General features: G+C 72.1%; 13 protein-coding genes. 6 read left to right on the top strand and 7 right to left on the bottom strand.

The window, feature by feature from the left end; translation table 11 throughout:
* Positions 1-92: 92 nt before the first annotated feature.
* The 3 genes from ACH5AO_RS18915 to ACH5AO_RS18905 are packed head-to-tail and all read right to left on the bottom strand — an operon-like array spanning position 93 to position 4,488.
* A complete protein-coding gene (locus tag ACH5AO_RS18915; protein ID WP_398925980.1) occupies positions 93-1,268 on the bottom strand; it encodes a nitrous oxide reductase family maturation protein NosD in 1,176 nt (391 codons plus the stop codon).
* Entirely contained in the window at positions 1,265-3,199 is a 1,935-nt protein-coding gene (locus ACH5AO_RS18910) for a right-handed parallel beta-helix repeat-containing protein (protein ID WP_398925978.1), read from the bottom strand. The genes ACH5AO_RS18915 and ACH5AO_RS18910 overlap by 4 nt, the downstream gene beginning before the upstream one ends.
* Positions 3,196-4,488, bottom strand: coding sequence for a glycosyltransferase family 2 protein (locus tag ACH5AO_RS18905; protein WP_398925976.1), 1,293 nt, complete (start codon positions 4,486-4,488; stop codon positions 3,196-3,198). The genes ACH5AO_RS18910 and ACH5AO_RS18905 overlap by 4 nt, the downstream gene beginning before the upstream one ends.
* 716 nt (positions 4,489-5,204) lie before the next feature.
* On the opposite strand from ACH5AO_RS18905, the gene ACH5AO_RS18900 reads away from it, so the two are divergent.
* The 4 genes from ACH5AO_RS18900 (at position 5,205) to ACH5AO_RS18885 (ending at position 8,471) form a co-directional block, all read left to right on the top strand.
* Positions 5,205-5,408 (top strand): cold-shock protein, encoded by a 204-nt coding sequence (locus ACH5AO_RS18900; protein WP_123453305.1) that lies wholly within the window; start codon positions 5,205-5,207, stop codon positions 5,406-5,408.
* A gap of 232 nt (positions 5,409-5,640) precedes the next feature.
* The gene (locus ACH5AO_RS18895) at positions 5,641-7,176 is read left to right on the top strand and encodes a DEAD/DEAH box helicase (RefSeq protein WP_398925974.1); all 1,536 of its coding nucleotides are present in this window, start codon (positions 5,641-5,643) and stop codon (positions 7,174-7,176) included.
* A gap of 43 nt (positions 7,177-7,219) precedes the next feature.
* On the top strand, positions 7,220-7,567 hold the full coding sequence (locus ACH5AO_RS18890) for a CBS domain-containing protein (protein WP_398925972.1): 348 nt from the start codon (positions 7,220-7,222) through the stop codon (positions 7,565-7,567).
* Between the two features lie 553 nt (positions 7,568-8,120).
* The gene (locus ACH5AO_RS18885) at positions 8,121-8,471 is read left to right on the top strand and encodes a helix-turn-helix domain-containing protein (RefSeq protein ID WP_398925970.1); all 351 of its coding nucleotides are present in this window, start codon (positions 8,121-8,123) and stop codon (positions 8,469-8,471) included.
* A 47-nt stretch (positions 8,472-8,518) separates the two neighbouring features.
* Here ACH5AO_RS18885 and ACH5AO_RS18880 read toward each other — a convergent pair whose 3' ends face one another.
* Together ACH5AO_RS18880 and ACH5AO_RS18875 are read right to left on the bottom strand one after the other, a co-directional pair.
* Positions 8,519-9,718 carry an NAD(P)/FAD-dependent oxidoreductase gene (locus ACH5AO_RS18880; protein WP_398925968.1) on the bottom strand — a complete coding sequence of 400 codons (1,200 nt, stop codon included), beginning with the start codon at positions 9,716-9,718 and terminating at the stop codon, positions 8,519-8,521.
* 100 nt (positions 9,719-9,818) lie between these two features.
* On the bottom strand, positions 9,819-10,766 hold the full coding sequence (locus ACH5AO_RS18875) for an RNA polymerase sigma-70 factor (protein WP_398925966.1): 948 nt from the start codon (positions 10,764-10,766) through the stop codon (positions 9,819-9,821).
* A 231-nt stretch (positions 10,767-10,997) separates the two neighbouring features.
* Between ACH5AO_RS18875 and ACH5AO_RS18870 the strand changes: the two genes are divergently transcribed.
* Positions 10,998-11,960, top strand: a complete 963-nt coding sequence (locus ACH5AO_RS18870; protein ID WP_398925964.1) for a sigma-70 family RNA polymerase sigma factor — start codon at positions 10,998-11,000, stop codon at positions 11,958-11,960.
* Positions 11,961-11,982: 22 nt separating this feature from the next.
* Here ACH5AO_RS18870 and ACH5AO_RS18865 read toward each other — a convergent pair whose 3' ends face one another.
* Positions 11,983-12,195: a DUF4287 domain-containing protein gene (locus ACH5AO_RS18865; protein WP_366813000.1), complete on the bottom strand. Its 213-nt coding sequence runs from the start codon at positions 12,193-12,195 to the stop codon at positions 11,983-11,985.
* A 93-nt stretch (positions 12,196-12,288) separates the two neighbouring features.
* On the bottom strand, positions 12,289-12,957 hold the full coding sequence (locus tag ACH5AO_RS18860; protein ID WP_398925962.1) for a DUF998 domain-containing protein: 669 nt from the start codon (positions 12,955-12,957) through the stop codon (positions 12,289-12,291).
* 284 nt (positions 12,958-13,241) lie between these two features.
* Between ACH5AO_RS18860 and ACH5AO_RS18855 the strand changes: the two genes are divergently transcribed.
* The gene (locus tag ACH5AO_RS18855; RefSeq protein WP_398925960.1) at positions 13,242-15,563 is read left to right on the top strand and encodes an esterase-like activity of phytase family protein; all 2,322 of its coding nucleotides are present in this window, start codon (positions 13,242-13,244) and stop codon (positions 15,561-15,563) included.
* The last annotated feature ends 60 nt before the right edge of the window (positions 15,564-15,623 follow it).

Below are 15,623 nucleotides of genomic sequence, written 5' to 3'. Positions count from 1 at the left end.
CAGGGCGGGCCGCCGCAGCGGCCCGCCTTACGGCGGGCCCTGCGTGACGGGCCGGAGGGAGAAGAGAGAAGAGGGAAGGAAGGGGCGGGGCGTCAGGCGGCGCAGTCGGTGTTCGCGAGGCCTTCCCCCGCGCCCGTGACCTTGTTGTCGCAGGTCACCTTGTTGCCGTTGACGTCGGGCGTGAAGTGGAAGCCGTAGCCGGGGCCGTTCACGTGGGCGGTGTTGCCCTTGAAGGTGTTGTCCTTGCCCCAGCCGTCGAGGATCTCGTGCGTCTGGAACCCGTCCTCGCTGCTGTGGCGGCCGGTGTTGAAGGAGATCGTCCAGCCGTTGCCCTTCACGTCGACCCACGAGTCGTTGTGCGACCCGGACTGGCCGGAGCCGTCGAAGGTGTTGCGGGTGACGACGCCGCCGGTGGTGCCTTCCTTGATGTCGACCGCCTCCCCCGTGACGGCGCTGATGTGGTTGCCGCTCACGACGTTGCGGTCGCTGTGGTCGGGCTTGCAGCGGGTGACCGTGCACCAGTTGGACTCGGCGGTGCCGATGTACACGCCTTCGCCGAACTTCGGCTTGCGCAGCCCGGTGTCGCGGATGGTGTTGTCGCGTACGACGTTGTCCGAGCTGAAGTTGCGCAGGTGGATGGCCTCGTCACCGATGTGTTCCACCGTCAGGCCCTGGATGACGGCGTGCTCGACCTCGTCCGCCATCACGCCCTTCTGGCCGTTGCGCACGGTGAAGCCGACCAGCCGCCAGTGGTCGGCGCCGTCGAGGTGGAAGGCGTAACCCCCCTCGACGTCACCGGCGTCGATCACCGCGCCGGGGCCGCCGCAGACCCAGATCGGCCGGTCGGCGGTGCCCGCGGTCTCGGCGGTGAACTTGTCCTCGTAGCGGCCGTCGGCGAGGTGGATGACGTCACCGGGCATGGCGTTGTCGAGGGCGTCCTCCAGCGATGCGGCGTCGGCGACCTCGACGGTGGCCGCGGGGCAGGTGACCGCGTCGGCGGAGGCCGTGGCCGAGCCGGTGGCCCGCGGCGTGGTCCGCGGTGTGGCCGGGCCCTCGGTGGCGATCGGCCCGGTGGCGGGCGCGGGCGGCTCCTCGGGGTCGTCGTTCCCGGCGGTCGGGGCCGGGTCCGGGGCCGCGCCGGCCGAGGCGCCGGCCGCCGCGGGCGGGGGGTCCTCGCCCGCGGCGGCGGTCAGGGCCACGATCAGGGCCACGACCGCGACCGCGAGGGCCGCGCCGGCGAGCCACACCGCACGGTTTCCCGCGTTCACTTGGACATCACCGGTACCCGCTCCTGTTCCGCTTCCGCTTCCGCGGGGACGATCTCGCGCACGTTGTGCTTGGGCAGCGGCTCCTTGTCCAGGTAGGGGTGGGTGCCGAGCGTGCCGCGCCTGCGGCGTCCGCGCCGGCCCAGGGCCGCGGAGAACAGGATGAGCAGCAGGATGCCCGTCCACAAGAGGGTCATCGGACTGGCGTAGTGGCGGAATTTCACCCAGAACGAGCTGGTGTCGTACCAGGCGAAGGTCTGGTTCTCCTTGACGGTGAGGTCGCCGTGGGCGCGGGTGGTGTCGAGGGCGCTGGGGCCGACACCGGCGATCACGTTGTACGAGACCGTGGAGCCGTCGATGCCGCCGACCAGGGAGATGCCGTGGTTGCCGGCGTCCTCGACGGTGTTGCCCCGCACCTCGGCGACCGAGTCGCGGACGTAGACGGCGGTGTCGGCCTTCTCGACGATGTTGCCGGTGATCTTGGCGCCCGTCACGCCGTCGCGCACCGAGATGCCCTGCCGGGACTGGCCGATCAGCCGGTTGCCGGTGACGGCGACCTTGTCGGCGTCCTTGCGGACCACGATGCCCATGTCGCCGCCGTCCACGGTGTTGTCCTGCACGCCGACGTCCGTGCCGCCGACGACCTCGATGCCGTAGTGGCCGTTGTCCTCGGCGGTGCTGCTGGAGACGGAGTTGGAGCCGTAGCTGCTGACGGACTGGCCGGAGGCGGAGGGGCCGTGGGCCAGCGGCTGGCCGCTGACGGTGAAGCCGTTGCCGCCGTTGCCCACCGACTTGGAACCGGTCACCCGGACCTGCTGGGTGGCACGCGCCATGACGAAGCCGTCACCGCCGTTCTGCCGCGACGTGGTCTTCTCCACGATCGCGTTGACGACGAAGCGGTGCAGGACGAGGCCGTCCTGCCGGCTCTTCTCGATGGTGGTGGACTCGACGGTGACCCCGGTGGCTCCGGAGGCGAACAGCCCGTACACGTTGCCGGAGACGGTGGAGTGGCTGATGTCCGCCGACACGTACGACAGTTGGGGGGTGGAGAAGCGGCTGTCCGGGGTGGTCAGTTCGCCCGACGGACCGGTCAGCACGCCGCTGCTGCTGAGCCGGCCGTCGTCCTCGTCGGTGACGGCGTCCGGGCCGCTGAGGCTGCCGGTGTTGGGCCGGTCGGTCCCGGTGAGGCTGAGCCCTCCGGTGCGTCCGCTCCAGAAGCCCAGGTCGGAGACGTCGGCGTACTCCATGGAGAACTGGCCGCCGATGGCGCGTATGTAGGCGCGCCCGTCCCGGACGTCGGTGTCCGGCTTGTCCTTCTGCGGGTCCCAGCTGCTGATCCTGACGTGCGCCTGCGCGTCACCGTCGATCGTGATCCGGCCGCCGAAGGAGACGATGGAGACGAAGCCCTGGCGGTTGCTGGCCAGGCGCAGGTCCAGTCCGCCGGGGTTGGCCAGCCGCAGCTTGGCCCCGGAGTTCAGGTAGATGTTCTCCGTCAGCAGGTACGACCCGTCCGACTTCCGTACGAAGGTCTGCGGGGCGAGTTCCAGGAGGTCGGCGATGGTGTACGGCTTGCTGCGCCGGGTCAGGACGAGGGTGTAGCCGCCGGCGGTCTCGGTCCGGTACGGCTTCGTGTACCGCGGGTCCTTCAGCGGGGCGACCGCGGACACCGCGCGGACCTGGTCGAGCCGGTGGTCCTCGGCGGTGACCAGTGCCGCCTGGGTCTCGGACTCCTCGGCGGTGAACTGCTGTCCGGTCGGATCCTCCTCGCCGGCGGCCGAGGCGGGGGCGGCCGGGGTGAGCAGGAGCGCGGCCGCCACGGGCAGGGCGGCGGCGGCACGCAGGACCGGGCCGAGGTACCGGGCGCGTACCGGGCCGTGCGGGTGGCTCGAACGGTGCGGGTGGTCCAGGCGGTTCGGGTGGTTCAGGTGGTTCATGAGGAGACGGCCTCCAGACCGGACGTGGCCGCGGCCGGCGTGGCGCCGTCGAGCGACGCGGAGTCCTGGCCCTCGCCGCCGATGGTGCTGCTGCTGCGGGTGAGCCAGCCCTGCTTGTTCATGGTGACGAAGGCGTACAGCTTGATCGGGAGCGAGATCATGACGACCACGAGCGCGAGCAGCGGCAGCAGGAGCACCTCCTGCGGGTGCCTGCGCAGGTGCGAGTAACCGCGGATGCCGCGTCCGACGAGCAGCCAGATCAGCACCAGCGCGACCCCCCGTCCCGTCAGTTCCAGGCGGCTGAGCAGGAGGTAGCCGAGGGCCATGCCCATCGTGACGGGGGTGAGCAGGATCTGCAGCACGGTGATCTTGGTGACCAGCGGCACGCGCCACAGCCAGCCCTTGTACAGGGCGGTCAGGTAGCAGCGGTAGGAGTTGCGGCTCCAGCGCACGCGCTGCTTGACGAAGGCCCGGAAGGAGGAGGGGAACATCGACACCGCGCGGGCGGAGGACTGGTGGACCGTCTTGTATCCGGAGGCCAGCACCAGCCAGGTCAGCCGGCCGTCGTCACCCGCGACGCACCGGCGGCCGAGGAAGAACTCGTCCTCGAGGTTGGTCAGTACGGGGGTGATCGCCGCCCGCCGGTAGGCCGCCGTGCGGCCGGAGAGGCAGGCGACGGCGCCGGCGCGGCCCATGGCCGGGACGTAGTCGTAGTAGCGGAGGTTGACCAGCCAGTCGGCGATGCGCCGCCAGACGCTGGAGCGGCGCTGGTAGACGTTCTGCTGGGTGCCGACGCCGCCGACCTCGGGGTCGGCGAAGGGCATCTGCACCGCGTCGAGCAGTCCCGGCTCCCAGCGGGTGTCGGAGTCGACCAGGACGACCACCTCACCGCTCGCCGCCCGGATGCCCACGCCCAGCGCCGAGCGCTTGCCGCGGTGCTCGAAGGCCAGCACCCGGACCCGCGGGTCGGTCACCAGCGACAGCCGGCGGATGACCTCGTGGTCCTCCACGTCCGGGACGATGATCACCTCCGTGGGGTTCTGCGCCAGCCAGGTGTCCAGGCAGTCCAGGAGGATGTCCGGGTCCTCCCGGTAGGCGGGCACCACGACCGAGGTGGTGGTGCGGTAGTCGTTCACCACGGGTCTGGCGAACCGGGACAGCACCGCCCGGTACAGCCACAGCCCCCACACGAAGAGACCGGCTATGCCCAGTGGCATGACGTCCCGCCAGGACGACTCGCCGACGGCTTGCACCAGCCATGACCAGACGGTGTCGAAGAAGTTCGACATCAGGAGGCCCCCCACCCGATAAGCAATCAGATCCAGCCACACGCGCCGGAAGCGGCACTTGGCTGGAAAGAATCTAAGGCATCGAACGCGACTCCTTCACATTCGATGCAAAAACTTCACTTGGTGTACTACACGTCTTCGGGGGCGGGAGACCCTCGAAGGCCGGAACCGCGGGCGCGAAGGTCACACGCCACGGCGCGCGCACCGATCTTCACGCCCTCTCCTCATATGAGGATCTTTAGGATTCAACAAGATTCGGCCACCCAGGGGAACCCCCGTTGCCCTTTCGAGACCTGCGCGCCGTCCACGCCTCGGCGGAGACGACCTCCGTCTCGGTGAATGTGACCTTCGTCGCACCGGTGGGGGTTCGACGCGTTCGCCGCCGGCGGCGGGGCCTCCGGCGACGGCGGCGCCGGCCCCACCGTCGGCGGAGGTCACAGAGGTACGGACGGAGGCACACGGCGGGAAGCCCGCGCTCCGCGGAGGGCAATATCTGTGTCCGCGACATGAGAAACAGACGCGGGGCGCGACACGTATTCCCCGGACGCCGACCGGATCGAAATTATCGACCACGCAGGGCCGATCGCCCCGTGCTACTGTCGTTACCAGTTGCAGGTGTGGTTGCCAGAAGGTTCATTTCCGACGGGTTAATCATCACGGCGACACGGAATTCACACAAGGTGAATTCCTGATACCGCCTCCGAAGGAGAAATGACATGGCTACCGGCACCGTGAAGTGGTTCAACGCGGAAAAGGGCTTCGGCTTCATCGAGCAGGACGGCGGCGGCCCCGACGTCTTCGCCCACTACTCGAACATCGCCGCCCAGGGCTTCCGTGAGCTGCAGGAAGGCCAGAAGGTGTCGTTCGACATCGCGCAGGGCCAGAAGGGCCCGACGGCCGAGAACATCGTTTCCGCCTGACACCGGCGGCGACGCGTACTTCGCAGCTGGGGCCCGCACCTCTGGGGTGCGGGCCCCGGCTCGCTGCATTTCGGGGCGCACGGCGGAAAGGATCCGCCACTTCACCGGCCGGTGACGTTTTCCCCGCCGCCCCGATGCCGCACCCATCGAATTCGGCTCGTCTCGAGATTCTCTGCGCCGCTCCTGTGCTGCGGGAATTCCTTGGTACGCGCCTCATCAAGGAAGGTTCCGCATGAATCGTGCCCGCACGTCCCGCTCCCATGACCGTTCCGCAGGAGGTTCCGGCGCGCCCCGCTCCGGCGCCTCCCGCTCCGGCGCCTCCCGCTCCGGCGCCTCCCGTTCCGGTGGTCCGCGCCGTTCCAAGGGCCGGGGAAACCAGTCGGCCGGACGGCCCGTACAGGGCGAGTTCGCGCCGCCGAAGACGATCACGCCCGCGCTGCCCGCCGTCGAGTCGTTCGCCGACCTCGACATGCCCGCACGGCTGCTGGCCACGCTCGGCCACGAAGGCGTGACCGTGCCGTTCCCGATCCAGGCGGCGACGCTGCCGAACTCCCTGGCCGGCCGTGACGTGCTCGGCCGCGGCCGCACGGGCTCGGGCAAGACCCTCGCCTTCGGCCTCGCCGTACTGGCCCGTACCGCGGGACGGCGTGCCGAGCCGCGGCGGCCGCTCGCCCTCGTCCTCGTGCCCACCCGCGAACTCGCCCAGCAGGTCACCGACGCGCTCACCCCGTACGCCCGCTCCGTGGGCCTGCGGCCGGCCACCGTCGTCGGCGGGATGTCCATCGGCAGGCAGGCCGGGGCGCTGCGCGCCGGGGCCGAGGTGGTCGTCGCGACGCCCGGACGGCTGAAGGACCTGATCGAGCGGGGCGACTGCCTGCTGGACGACGTCGGCGTCACGGTCCTCGACGAGGCCGACCAGATGGCCGACATGGGCTTCATGCCCCAGGTCACCGCCCTGCTCGACCAGGTGCGTCCCGACGGGCAGCGGATGCTCTTCTCGGCCACCCTGGACCGCAACGTCGACCGGCTGGTGCGGAACTACCTGCACGACCCCGTCGTCCACTCGGTCGACCCCTCCGCCGGCGCGGTCACCACGATGGAGCACCACATACTCCACGTGCACGACGCGGACAAGCACCGGACGACCACCGAGATCGCGGCCCGGGACGGACGCGTGATCATGTTCCTCGACACCAAGCACGCGGTGAACCGGCTGACCAAGCACCTCCTGAGCAGCGGTGTCCGCGCCGCGGCCCTGCACGGCGGCAAGTCCCAGCCGCAGCGCACGCGGACCCTGGCCCAGTTCAAGAGCGGGGAGGTGACGGTGCTGGTGGCGACCAACGTCGCGGCGCGCGGCATCCACGTCGACAACCTCGACCTGGTCGTCAACGTGGATCCGCCCACCGACCACAAGGACTACCTGCACCGCGGCGGCCGTACGGCCCGCGCCGGGGAGTCCGGCAGCGTCGTCACCCTGGTGACGCCCGGTCAGCGTCGCGACATGGACCGGCTGATGGTGGCGGCGGGCATCACCCCCCGGGTCACCCAGGTCCGGTCGGGCGAGGCGGAGCTGAGCCGCATCACGGGTGCCCAGGCCCCCTCCGGCGTCCCGGTCGTCATCCCCGCTCCGGCGGCGGAACGTCCCCGCGGCGCGTCCTCCCCCTCCCGGAGCCGCCGGGGCCGCCGGGGCCGCGCCGGACAGGGCCGTCCCGCCGGCGAAGGGAGCCGCAGGACACAGCGCCGGCCCGACTTCGGCCCGGCCGCCTAGAACCACGGTCATCGCAGGTCCACCCCGTCGGCAGGAGGCACCCATGACACCCGCTCGGACGCAGCACCTCGAAGGCGTTCCCTTCCCCGAGGCCGTGCCCGGCGACGGGGGCGCGTCCGGCCCCCGGGTCCGTGACGACATGACGATCGAGGTGGCCCTGTCCCTCATGGCCGGCGCCCGGGTCGATCACCTCGTCCTCTGCGACGAGGACGACCGGAGCACGGGCCTGATGACCCTGGCCCGGCTCGCCGTCCTCCGCGGGAACCCCGCCTACACGGACCGGATCCGCCTGCGGGACGTCCTCGACGGGTCGTTCGCCCCGTCCGCGCTCCGCCCCGGACGCGCCGGCACTGCCGGGAACACCGGGAACACCGTCTTCCGGACGGTGTGAGGACCGGCGGAAGACCGCCGCCACGAGACACGAGGGCCCTGCCGACGCGCGTCGGCAGGGCCCTCGTCGTCGTGTCGCCGCCCCGCCGCCCCGCCGTCCGTGACGGCGGGCTCCCCACCGTCGTGGACCACAGGGTATCTGCGGCACCCACAAACCAAATTCTACTTTTGCCAGAGTAGACATTACGACGCACTGCGGTTAGGCTTCTTCTCGTTGACAAGGTCGAGCAAGACCCGCAGACACGAACTGGCGGGTGGCAGTACCGCAGTACCCCTTCACTCAGTGATTGGTCCAGAGGAAAGGACGGAGGAGCAGACGCCATCAGGATCGCCCGGCACCGAGAAACCTTCGGTCCGGGTACCGCAGGACCCCGGAACGGATGGTGGTCTTTGGTCACGCAACCGCGATCCCCGCACTCCCGCCCCCACCGGGCTGGATAGCGGAAACAGAAGGTCGGCACAGCATGAGGGCCGACCGATGGTGTTCAATTTCCTTCGGGGCCCTGGTGCCGTGCGGCACCAGGGCCCCTCGACGCGTTGTACAACGAGGTGACATGGCAGCAGACACTCCGCTCAGCGATCGTCTGGACGACGACGATTACCCCGCCTACACCATGGGCCGGGCCGCCGAGATGCTCGGCACCACCCCCGGTTTCCTCCGGGCCATCGGTGAGGCCCGTCTGATCACTCCGCTGCGCTCGGAGGGCGGACACCGCCGGTACTCCCGCTACCAGCTGCGGATCGCCGCCCGCGCCCGCGAGCTCGTCGACAGGGGGACCCCGATCGAGGCGGCGTGCCGCATCGTCATCCTCGAGGACCAGCTCGAGGAAGCCCAGCGCATCAACGCCGAGTACCGCCGTGCCGCGAACCAGGCGTCCCACGGCGCCGACGCCGGCCCGAGCTGACCACGCGGGCGCGGGCGGCCCGGGCACGGTGCCCCACCACGCGTGCGTCAGGCCGCGGCCTCGGCCGTCGGGTCCGGGGCGGTCGGCTCGTGGAGCACGCCGCGGGCGCGGGTCGGGATGCCGAGGGTCGGGTTGGCCACGCCCCAGACCGCGGCCCTGCAGACCAGCTCCTTGTAGCGGGCGGCGAGGCGTCCGGTCAGGGCCGCGCCGACGGCGCGGTCGTCGGCGGTGACGTACTGGATCAGGCCCTCCCCGCGGCCCAGCGAGACGCACTGGTTGAAGTAGCGCAGCGGCACGTTCGGCAGCTTGCCGCCGGTCAGGCGGGCCGCGATGGAGTCGGCGGCCTGCCAGGCGGTGGGGACGCCCGAGGCGCACGACATCCGCAGCGGCTTGCCGCCGGGGCCCGCCGCCATGGCCGCGTCGCCGACGGCGTACACGTCCGGGTGCGAGACCGAGCGCATGGTGCCGTCGACCACGATCCGGCCCGTGCCCGAGGTCTTCAGGGTGGTGGCCCCCGCGATCGGGTGGACGGCGAATCCGGTGGTCCACAGGGTGACCGCGGCCGGGAGGGAACGGCCGTCGGCGGTGGTGACGTGGTCGGCCCCGACGGCGGTGACGGACGTCCGCTCGTGCACCGTGATGCCGAGCCCGCCGAAGACCTTGCGCAGGTGCAGGCGGCCCTTGGCGGAGAGCCAGTCGCCGAGCTCGCCGCGGGCGGCGAGGGAGACGTCGAGGTCCGGGCGGGACTCGGCGATCTCGGTCGCGGCCTCCACACCGGTGAGTCCGCCGCCGACCACCACCACGGACTCCCCCGCGCCCAGACCGGCCAGGCGCTCGCGCAGGCGGAGGGCGCCGGGACGACCGGCGATCTCATGGGCGTGTTCGGCGGTGCCGGGGACGCCCTGGGGGTCCCAGCCGCTGCCGAGGGCGTACACGAGGGTGTCGTAGGTCAGGCGCCGGGTTCCCTCGGTGCCGTCGGTGACGGTGACCGTCCCGCGGTCGGCGTCCACAGCCGTCACCGTCGCCCGCACCGGTTCCACGCCGGTGCCCGCGAACATCTCGCTGAAGGGACGGGGCCTGAGCTCCTGGCCCACGGCGAGCTGGTGCATCCGGACGCGCTCGACGAAGTCGGGATCGGCGTCGACGAGGGTGATGGCGACGTCCTCGCGGCGCAGCCGCCTGGCCAGGCGGCCGGCGGCGACGGCTCCGGCGTATCCGGCTCCGAGGACGATGATGCGGTGCTGCATTTCCCTGCTCCTGTCGTCGGATCTGCGGCGGGTCGCCCCTTGAACCGGGCGGCCCGCCGTTTCCTGACGGGAGCAGGATGTGACGTGAGTCACATGTCGGTCAGAAGACGGTGAGCAGAGGTTCTCCGTGGTCGCCGGCGGCCGCCCAGAGCCGGGTCGCGCGCTCCAGCTTGTCGGGGTTCACCTGGTTGCGGATCGCGGTGATGCCCTCGGCGGTGACCGCGAAGCACATGATGCCGACGACCCGGCCGTCGAGGACCACCACCAGGGCGGGGTCGCCGTTGGCGGTCGTGGCGTAGACGTCGGGCGAGCCGCCCACGAGGGCGCGCTTGGCCTTGCCCGGCTTGAACAGGCCCCGCATGAACGTGGCGACCGCGAGCGCGCCCTCGAACGCCTTGGCACGGGCCGGGACCTTCCCGCCGCCGTCGCCGACCGCGACGGCGTCCTGGGTGAGCAGCCGGACGAGCGGCTCGGTCCGGCCGCTGGTGGCGGCGGCGAGGAACTCGTCGACGACCCGCCGGGCGGCGGCCTCGTCGATCTCGGTGCGCGCCTTGCCCTCGGCGACGTGCCTCCTGGCCCGGTGGAGGATCTGCTGGCTGGCGGCCTCGGTGAGGTCGAGGATCTCGGCGATCTCCCGGTGCGGGTAGTCGAAGGCCTCCCGCAGCACGTACACCGCCCGCTCGTTGGGGGTGAGGCGTTCCAGCAGGGTGAGGACGGCGTACGAGACCGACTCGCGCTGTTCGGCGGTGTCGGCGGGGCCGAGCATCCGGTCACCGGCCAGCAGCGGCTCGGGGAGCCACTCGCCCACGTAGGTCTCGCGCCGGGCGCGGGCCGAGGTGAGCTGGTTGAGGCACAGGTTGGTGAGCACCTTCGTCAGCCAGGCCTCGGGAACCTCGATGCGGCCGGTGTCGGCGGCCTGCCAGCGCAGGAACGTCTCCTGCACGGCGTCCTCGGCCTCGCTCGCGGAGCCGAGGAGGCGGTAGCCGATGGCCTCCAGCCGCGGCCGGAAGGCCTCGAACCGGTCCACGTCCCGAACGCTCAGCGCCATGCCCGGATCGTAGCCCCCGCGGGGTGACCGGGCCCTCCGGGCGGGCGCGCGGAGACATCCGTCCGTGGTGCCGGGACAGGCGCACCAGGCCGTCCCGTACGGTCGGCGGACGGGAAACGACCCCGTCCACGGCACGGGGAGCGGGCCCGGCGGCCCGCGGCTTAAGGTGACCGGTGGCCGGGGCGTGCGGTGTCGAGCCGTACCGGGGGTTCTTCAGGGGGAGGGGCACGCATGGGAGTCGCCGGGCCGGAGACGGCGGTGGAGCAGCTCGAGGAGTTCCGGGGCGAACTGACCGGCTACTGCTACCGGATGCTGGGCTCGTTCACCGAGGCCGAGGACGCCGTGCAGGAGACGCTGGTCCGGGCCTGGCGGGGCTACGAGCGCTTCGAGGGGCGGTCGGCCCTGCGGTCGTGGGTGTACCGCATCGCCACCAACGTGTGCCTGAACGCCCTCGCCTCGGGCAGGCGCCGGGCGCTGCCGATGGACCTCTCCGGTCCGGCCGACGGCTCCGTGCCGCCCGGCGCCCCGGCGGACTCCGTCCTGTGGATCGAGCCCTGCCCGGGCGGTGACCCCGGCACGGAGGTGGCGGTCGGCGAGTCGGTGCGGCTGGCGTTCGTCGCCTCGCTCCAGCACCTGCCGCCCAAGCAGCGGGCCACGCTCATCCTGCGGGACGTACTGGGGTTCTCCGCCCGCGAGGTCGCCGAACTGCACGGCTCCAGCGTCACCTCGGTCAACAGCGCCCTGCAGCGGGCCCGCGCCACGCTGGCCGCCCGCCGCGAGGGCGCCGACGGGCCGCTCCCCCGGCCGTCCGACGCCGTGCGGCTGCTGGCCGAGCGGTACGCCACGGCCTTCTCCCGCTACGACATGGAGGAGCTGAGCATGCTCCTCCACGTCGACGCCACCCTGTGCCTGCCGCCGTACACCCACTGGATGCGCGGCGTTCCCGACATCCAGGCCTGGCTGACCGGGCCGGCGGTCGGATGCCGCGGGTCCCGTCTGGTCCCGGTGGTGGCCAACGGCTCCCCCGCGTTCGGCCAGTACCGTCCCCGCGCGGACCGGAGCGGCTACGAGCCCTGGGCCCTGCAGGTCGTCGAGTTCTCCGGCGACCGCGTCACGGGCATCACGGCCTTCCGTGACACCGGGCGGCTCTTCCCGCTCTTCGGCCTGCCGGACCGCCTGGACGCCGGCGCCTGACCCTCCCGCCCGCGCCCGGTGGTCACCTGCCGCTGTCCTCGGCCAGCGTGTGGGCGACCAGGGCGTTGGCGTGACCGTGGCCCAGCCCGTGCTCGGTCTTGAGCCAGGTGACGAGTTCCATGTGCTTGGTGAGCGGGGAGGAGCGGATGAGCTCCTTCCACTCGGCGACGGGCCGGCCGTACTTCTTCTCGATGGAGGGGAAGTAGCTGGCAGGACCCTTCACGGCGTCGGTCATGGGGAGCTCCCTGTCTTGTGGTTTTCGAGTCGAAGAGGTCTTGGTGAGGCCGGTCGGTGGTGCGGCGGTGGACCGGTCGCGGCGGCCGGCCGGCTAGCGGTCCGCCGGGGTGGTGGCCAGCCGGGCCGTCAGGGCCGCCAGCCAGAGCAGACCGAGGCCCGCGCCCGCGGTGAACACCAGGACGGAGGAGGCGGAACCGGCGAATCCGGCGAGGACGGCGACGGGCACGACGCGGGAGGCGACGGCCCAGCCGCGGTGGCCGCGGCCGGCGAGCGGACGGGCCAGGACGACGAACGCGGCGCACAGGGCGAGGTAACCGGCCATCCCGGCGGCCATGTGGGCGGCTCCGTGTCCGCTCAGCGTGGCCGTGTCGGGGGAGCCCGCGGGGAAGCCCGCGCCCGCGTCGGCGGGGAAGGCCGCGGCGGCCCAGAACGAGACACCGCACACGCCGACCAGCACGGGGGCCCAGGTCGCGCCCGCGCCACCGTCCAGCAGCCGGCGCAGACCGACCGCCCCGGCGACGAGTAAGGCACCAGTGAGCAGGAAGTTCACGGTCTGGATCCAGCCGGCCCCGCCGAGGGCGAGCTGGCTGATCGCGTGCCGGGTGAAGTCGAAGCCCTCCCGCGTGAAGCCCTGGGCGAGACCGGCCGTGAGGAACAGCGGGCCCGCCAGCACCCCGCCGGCCACGGCCCACCGTGCCGCCGGACGCGACATGGGTGAGGCGGGGACGACGGAGTGGGGTGCGCGGAGCGTGTGGGTCATGGCCGGGCCTTCCTCACGTCGGTGTTGTCGTGTGTACGACCAACGACGAGGGACGGAGTCATCGCCCCGGACCATGTGTGCTGCGTCACAATGCTTCGGACGATGCCGAGGAGGTACCGAGGCGGCACCGAAGAGGTACCGAGGAAGCACCGAGGCAGTACCAGCAGACCCGCCGGATCGCCGACGGAGTACGCGATCTTCGCCCGTTGTTCACCGGCGCGTCCGACGGCCCTGGCCGACGGGTGCGACGATCCGGCTCCGCAGTGGACCACACCGGAGGAACGATGCTCCCGAAGAGAACCCACGCCGCGCTCGCGGCCCTGGCCGTGACCGCGGGCGCCCTGGCGGGCGCGGGCGTGGCGCACGCGGGTCACGGGAAGGGCGCGGACCACGGCCGGCACCGGCCGGTGGCGTTCGAACGCACCGCGACCTACCCGGTCTTCCGGAACCGTCCGGCCGGTGCGGACGCCGCCGCCGAGACCGTCGCCGAGATCTCGGCGACCAGCGAGGACGGCCGCACGCTCGTGTACACGGACGCCGCCGCCAAGCGGATCGGCTTCCTCGACATCAGCGACCCCGGCCGGCCCGAGGGCCTGGGCACGCTGTCCCTGGCCTCGCTGGGCGACGCCGAGGACGAGCCGACGTCCGTGACGGTCGTCGGGGAGTACGTGCTGGTCGTGGTGAACACCAGCGCCTCCTACACCGAGCCCTCCGGCCGCCTCGACGTCATCTCGCTGCGCACCCGCACCCGGGTGACCAGCCATGACCTCGGCGGTCAGCCCGACTCGATCGCGCTGAGCAAGGACAAGCGGTACGCCGCCATCGCCATCGAGAACGAACGCGACGAGGAAGCCGCCCCGGAGGGCGGCGAGGAGGGCGACCTGCCGCAGGCGCCCGCCGGATTCGTACGGATCGTCGACCTGAAGGGGTCCTCGCCCGCGAAGTGGGCCATCCGCAAGGTCGCGCTGACGAAGGCCGACGGGTCCGCGCTGCCCGTACTGACCGCCGCCGGGATCGCCGAACCCACCGACCCGGAGCCGGAGTACGTCTCCGTCAACGGCCGCGGACAGCTCGCCGTGACCCTCCAGGAGAACAACGGCGTCGTCCTCGTCGACCTGCCCACCGGGCGGATCACCAAGGCGTTCACCGCGGGCACCGCCTCCGTCGACGGGATCGACACCGTCGAGGACGGCGTGATCGACCAGACCGGCTCGATCACCGACGTGCCGCGCGAGCCGGACGCGATCGGCTGGATCGACGACCGCTACCTGGCCACCGCCAACGAGGGCGACTGGAAGGGCGGCACGCGCGGCTGGAGCGTCTTCGACAGCCGCACCGGGAAGGTCGTCTGGGACGCGGGCAACACCTTCGAGCACCTCGCCGCCCGCCACGGGCTGCTCGACGAGGGCCGCGCCGAGAACAAGGGCACCGAGCCGGAGGGCCTGGCGATCGCCACCTACGACGGCGTGCGGTACGCCTTCGTCGGCTCCGAGCGCGGCAACTTCGTCGCCGTCTACGACATCAGCAGGCCCACCCGGCCGGTGTTCAAGCAGCTGCTGCCGACGACCAACGGCCCCGAGGGGCTGCTGCCGGTCCCGTCGCGCGGCCTGCTCGCGGTCTCCAGCGAGGTGGACGACGCCGAGGCGGGCGTGCGGGCCACGGTGAGCCTGTTCCGGCTGGGCAAGGGCACCCCCGCCCAGCCGTCGATCGTCTCGGCCACGGACTCCGCGGGCACGCCGATCGGCTGGGGCGCGCTCGGCGCCCTGTCGGCGGTGCCGGGCCGCCCCGACGCGCTGTACACGGTCACCGACGCCGCCTACGACACCACCCGTGTCCTCACCGTCGACGCCGGCCACGAGCCGGCCGTCATCGAGCGGGAGCTGACCGTCAAGGACGCCGACGGCAAGCCGGCCGGCTACGACGCCGAAGGGATCTTCGCCCGTCCGCAGGGCGGCTTCTGGCTGGCCGTGGAGGGGAAGACGGGCGCCGGCAACCAGCTGGTCCGCCTGGACCGTTCCGGCGTCACCCGGCAGATCGTCCCGCTGCCGTCGGACGTCGCCGCGAACCTCGGCTCGCAGGGCTTCGAGGGCGTCACCGCCACCACCGACGCCCGCGGCCACGAGATCGTCTGGGCCGCGCTCCAGCGCGAGGCGAAGACGGACCCGGCGGGTGTCGTCCGGCTCGGCCGCTACGACGTCCGGGCCGGCACCTGGAGCTGGTACGGCTACCGGCTCGGCACCACCACCACGGCCGGTGACTGGATCGGCCTGTCCGAGATCACGGTGGTCGGTGACCGGCTCGCCGTCGTCGAGCGGGACAAGCTGAACGGCCCGGCCGCGAAGGTCAAGCGGATCTACACGGTCGACCTGCCGAAATCCGCCGCCCCGGCGAACACGCTCCCCGTCCTGAGGAAGCGGCTCGCCCACGACGTACTGCCCGACCTGCGGGCCACGAAGGGCTGGACCCAGGAGAAGCTGGAGGGCCTCACCGTGGCCGGCAACGGCCGCGTCTACGCCGTCACCGACAACGACGGCCTGAGCGACTCCAGCGGCGAGACGGTCTTCCTGGACCTCGGCAGCAGCCGCCGGATCTTCGACCACGACTGACCGGCCCGTCCCCCGCACCGTCACACCGCCCGAGCGGCCGCCGGCCCCCGTACGCCGGTG

Origin of the sequence: Streptomyces sp. NPDC018964 (assembly GCF_044390325.1) — a bacterium.
Taxonomy (GTDB): domain Bacteria; phylum Actinomycetota; class Actinomycetes; order Streptomycetales; family Streptomycetaceae; genus Streptomyces.
This window is presented reverse-complemented; position numbering and strand designations above follow the sequence as displayed.

Excerpts from the sequence above, each read along its gene's own strand:
- ACH5AO_RS18855 (WP_398925960.1), top strand. The coding sequence starts at position 13,242 with ATGCTCCCGAAGAGAACCCACGCCGCGCTCGCGGCCCTGGCCGTGACC.
- ACH5AO_RS18905 (WP_398925976.1), bottom strand. The coding sequence starts at position 4,488 with ATGTCGAACTTCTTCGACACCGTCTGGTCATGGCTGGTGCAAGCCGTC.
- ACH5AO_RS18875 (WP_398925966.1), bottom strand. The coding sequence starts at position 10,766 with ATGGCGCTGAGCGTTCGGGACGTGGACCGGTTCGAGGCCTTCCGGCCG.
- ACH5AO_RS18870 (WP_398925964.1), top strand. The coding sequence starts at position 10,998 with ATGGGAGTCGCCGGGCCGGAGACGGCGGTGGAGCAGCTCGAGGAGTTC.
- ACH5AO_RS18910 (WP_398925978.1), bottom strand. The coding sequence starts at position 3,199 with ATGAACCACCTGAACCACCCGAACCGCCTGGACCACCCGCACCGTTCG.
- ACH5AO_RS18885 (WP_398925970.1), top strand. The coding sequence starts at position 8,121 with ATGGCAGCAGACACTCCGCTCAGCGATCGTCTGGACGACGACGATTAC.
- ACH5AO_RS18895 (WP_398925974.1), top strand. The coding sequence starts at position 5,641 with ATGAATCGTGCCCGCACGTCCCGCTCCCATGACCGTTCCGCAGGAGGT.
- ACH5AO_RS18860 (WP_398925962.1), bottom strand. The coding sequence starts at position 12,957 with ATGACCCACACGCTCCGCGCACCCCACTCCGTCGTCCCCGCCTCACCC.
- ACH5AO_RS18900 (WP_123453305.1), top strand. The coding sequence starts at position 5,205 with ATGGCTACCGGCACCGTGAAGTGGTTCAACGCGGAAAAGGGCTTCGGC.
- ACH5AO_RS18865 (WP_366813000.1), bottom strand. The coding sequence starts at position 12,195 with ATGACCGACGCCGTGAAGGGTCCTGCCAGCTACTTCCCCTCCATCGAG.
- ACH5AO_RS18890 (WP_398925972.1), top strand. The coding sequence starts at position 7,220 with ATGACACCCGCTCGGACGCAGCACCTCGAAGGCGTTCCCTTCCCCGAG.
- ACH5AO_RS18880 (WP_398925968.1), bottom strand. The coding sequence starts at position 9,718 with ATGCAGCACCGCATCATCGTCCTCGGAGCCGGATACGCCGGAGCCGTC.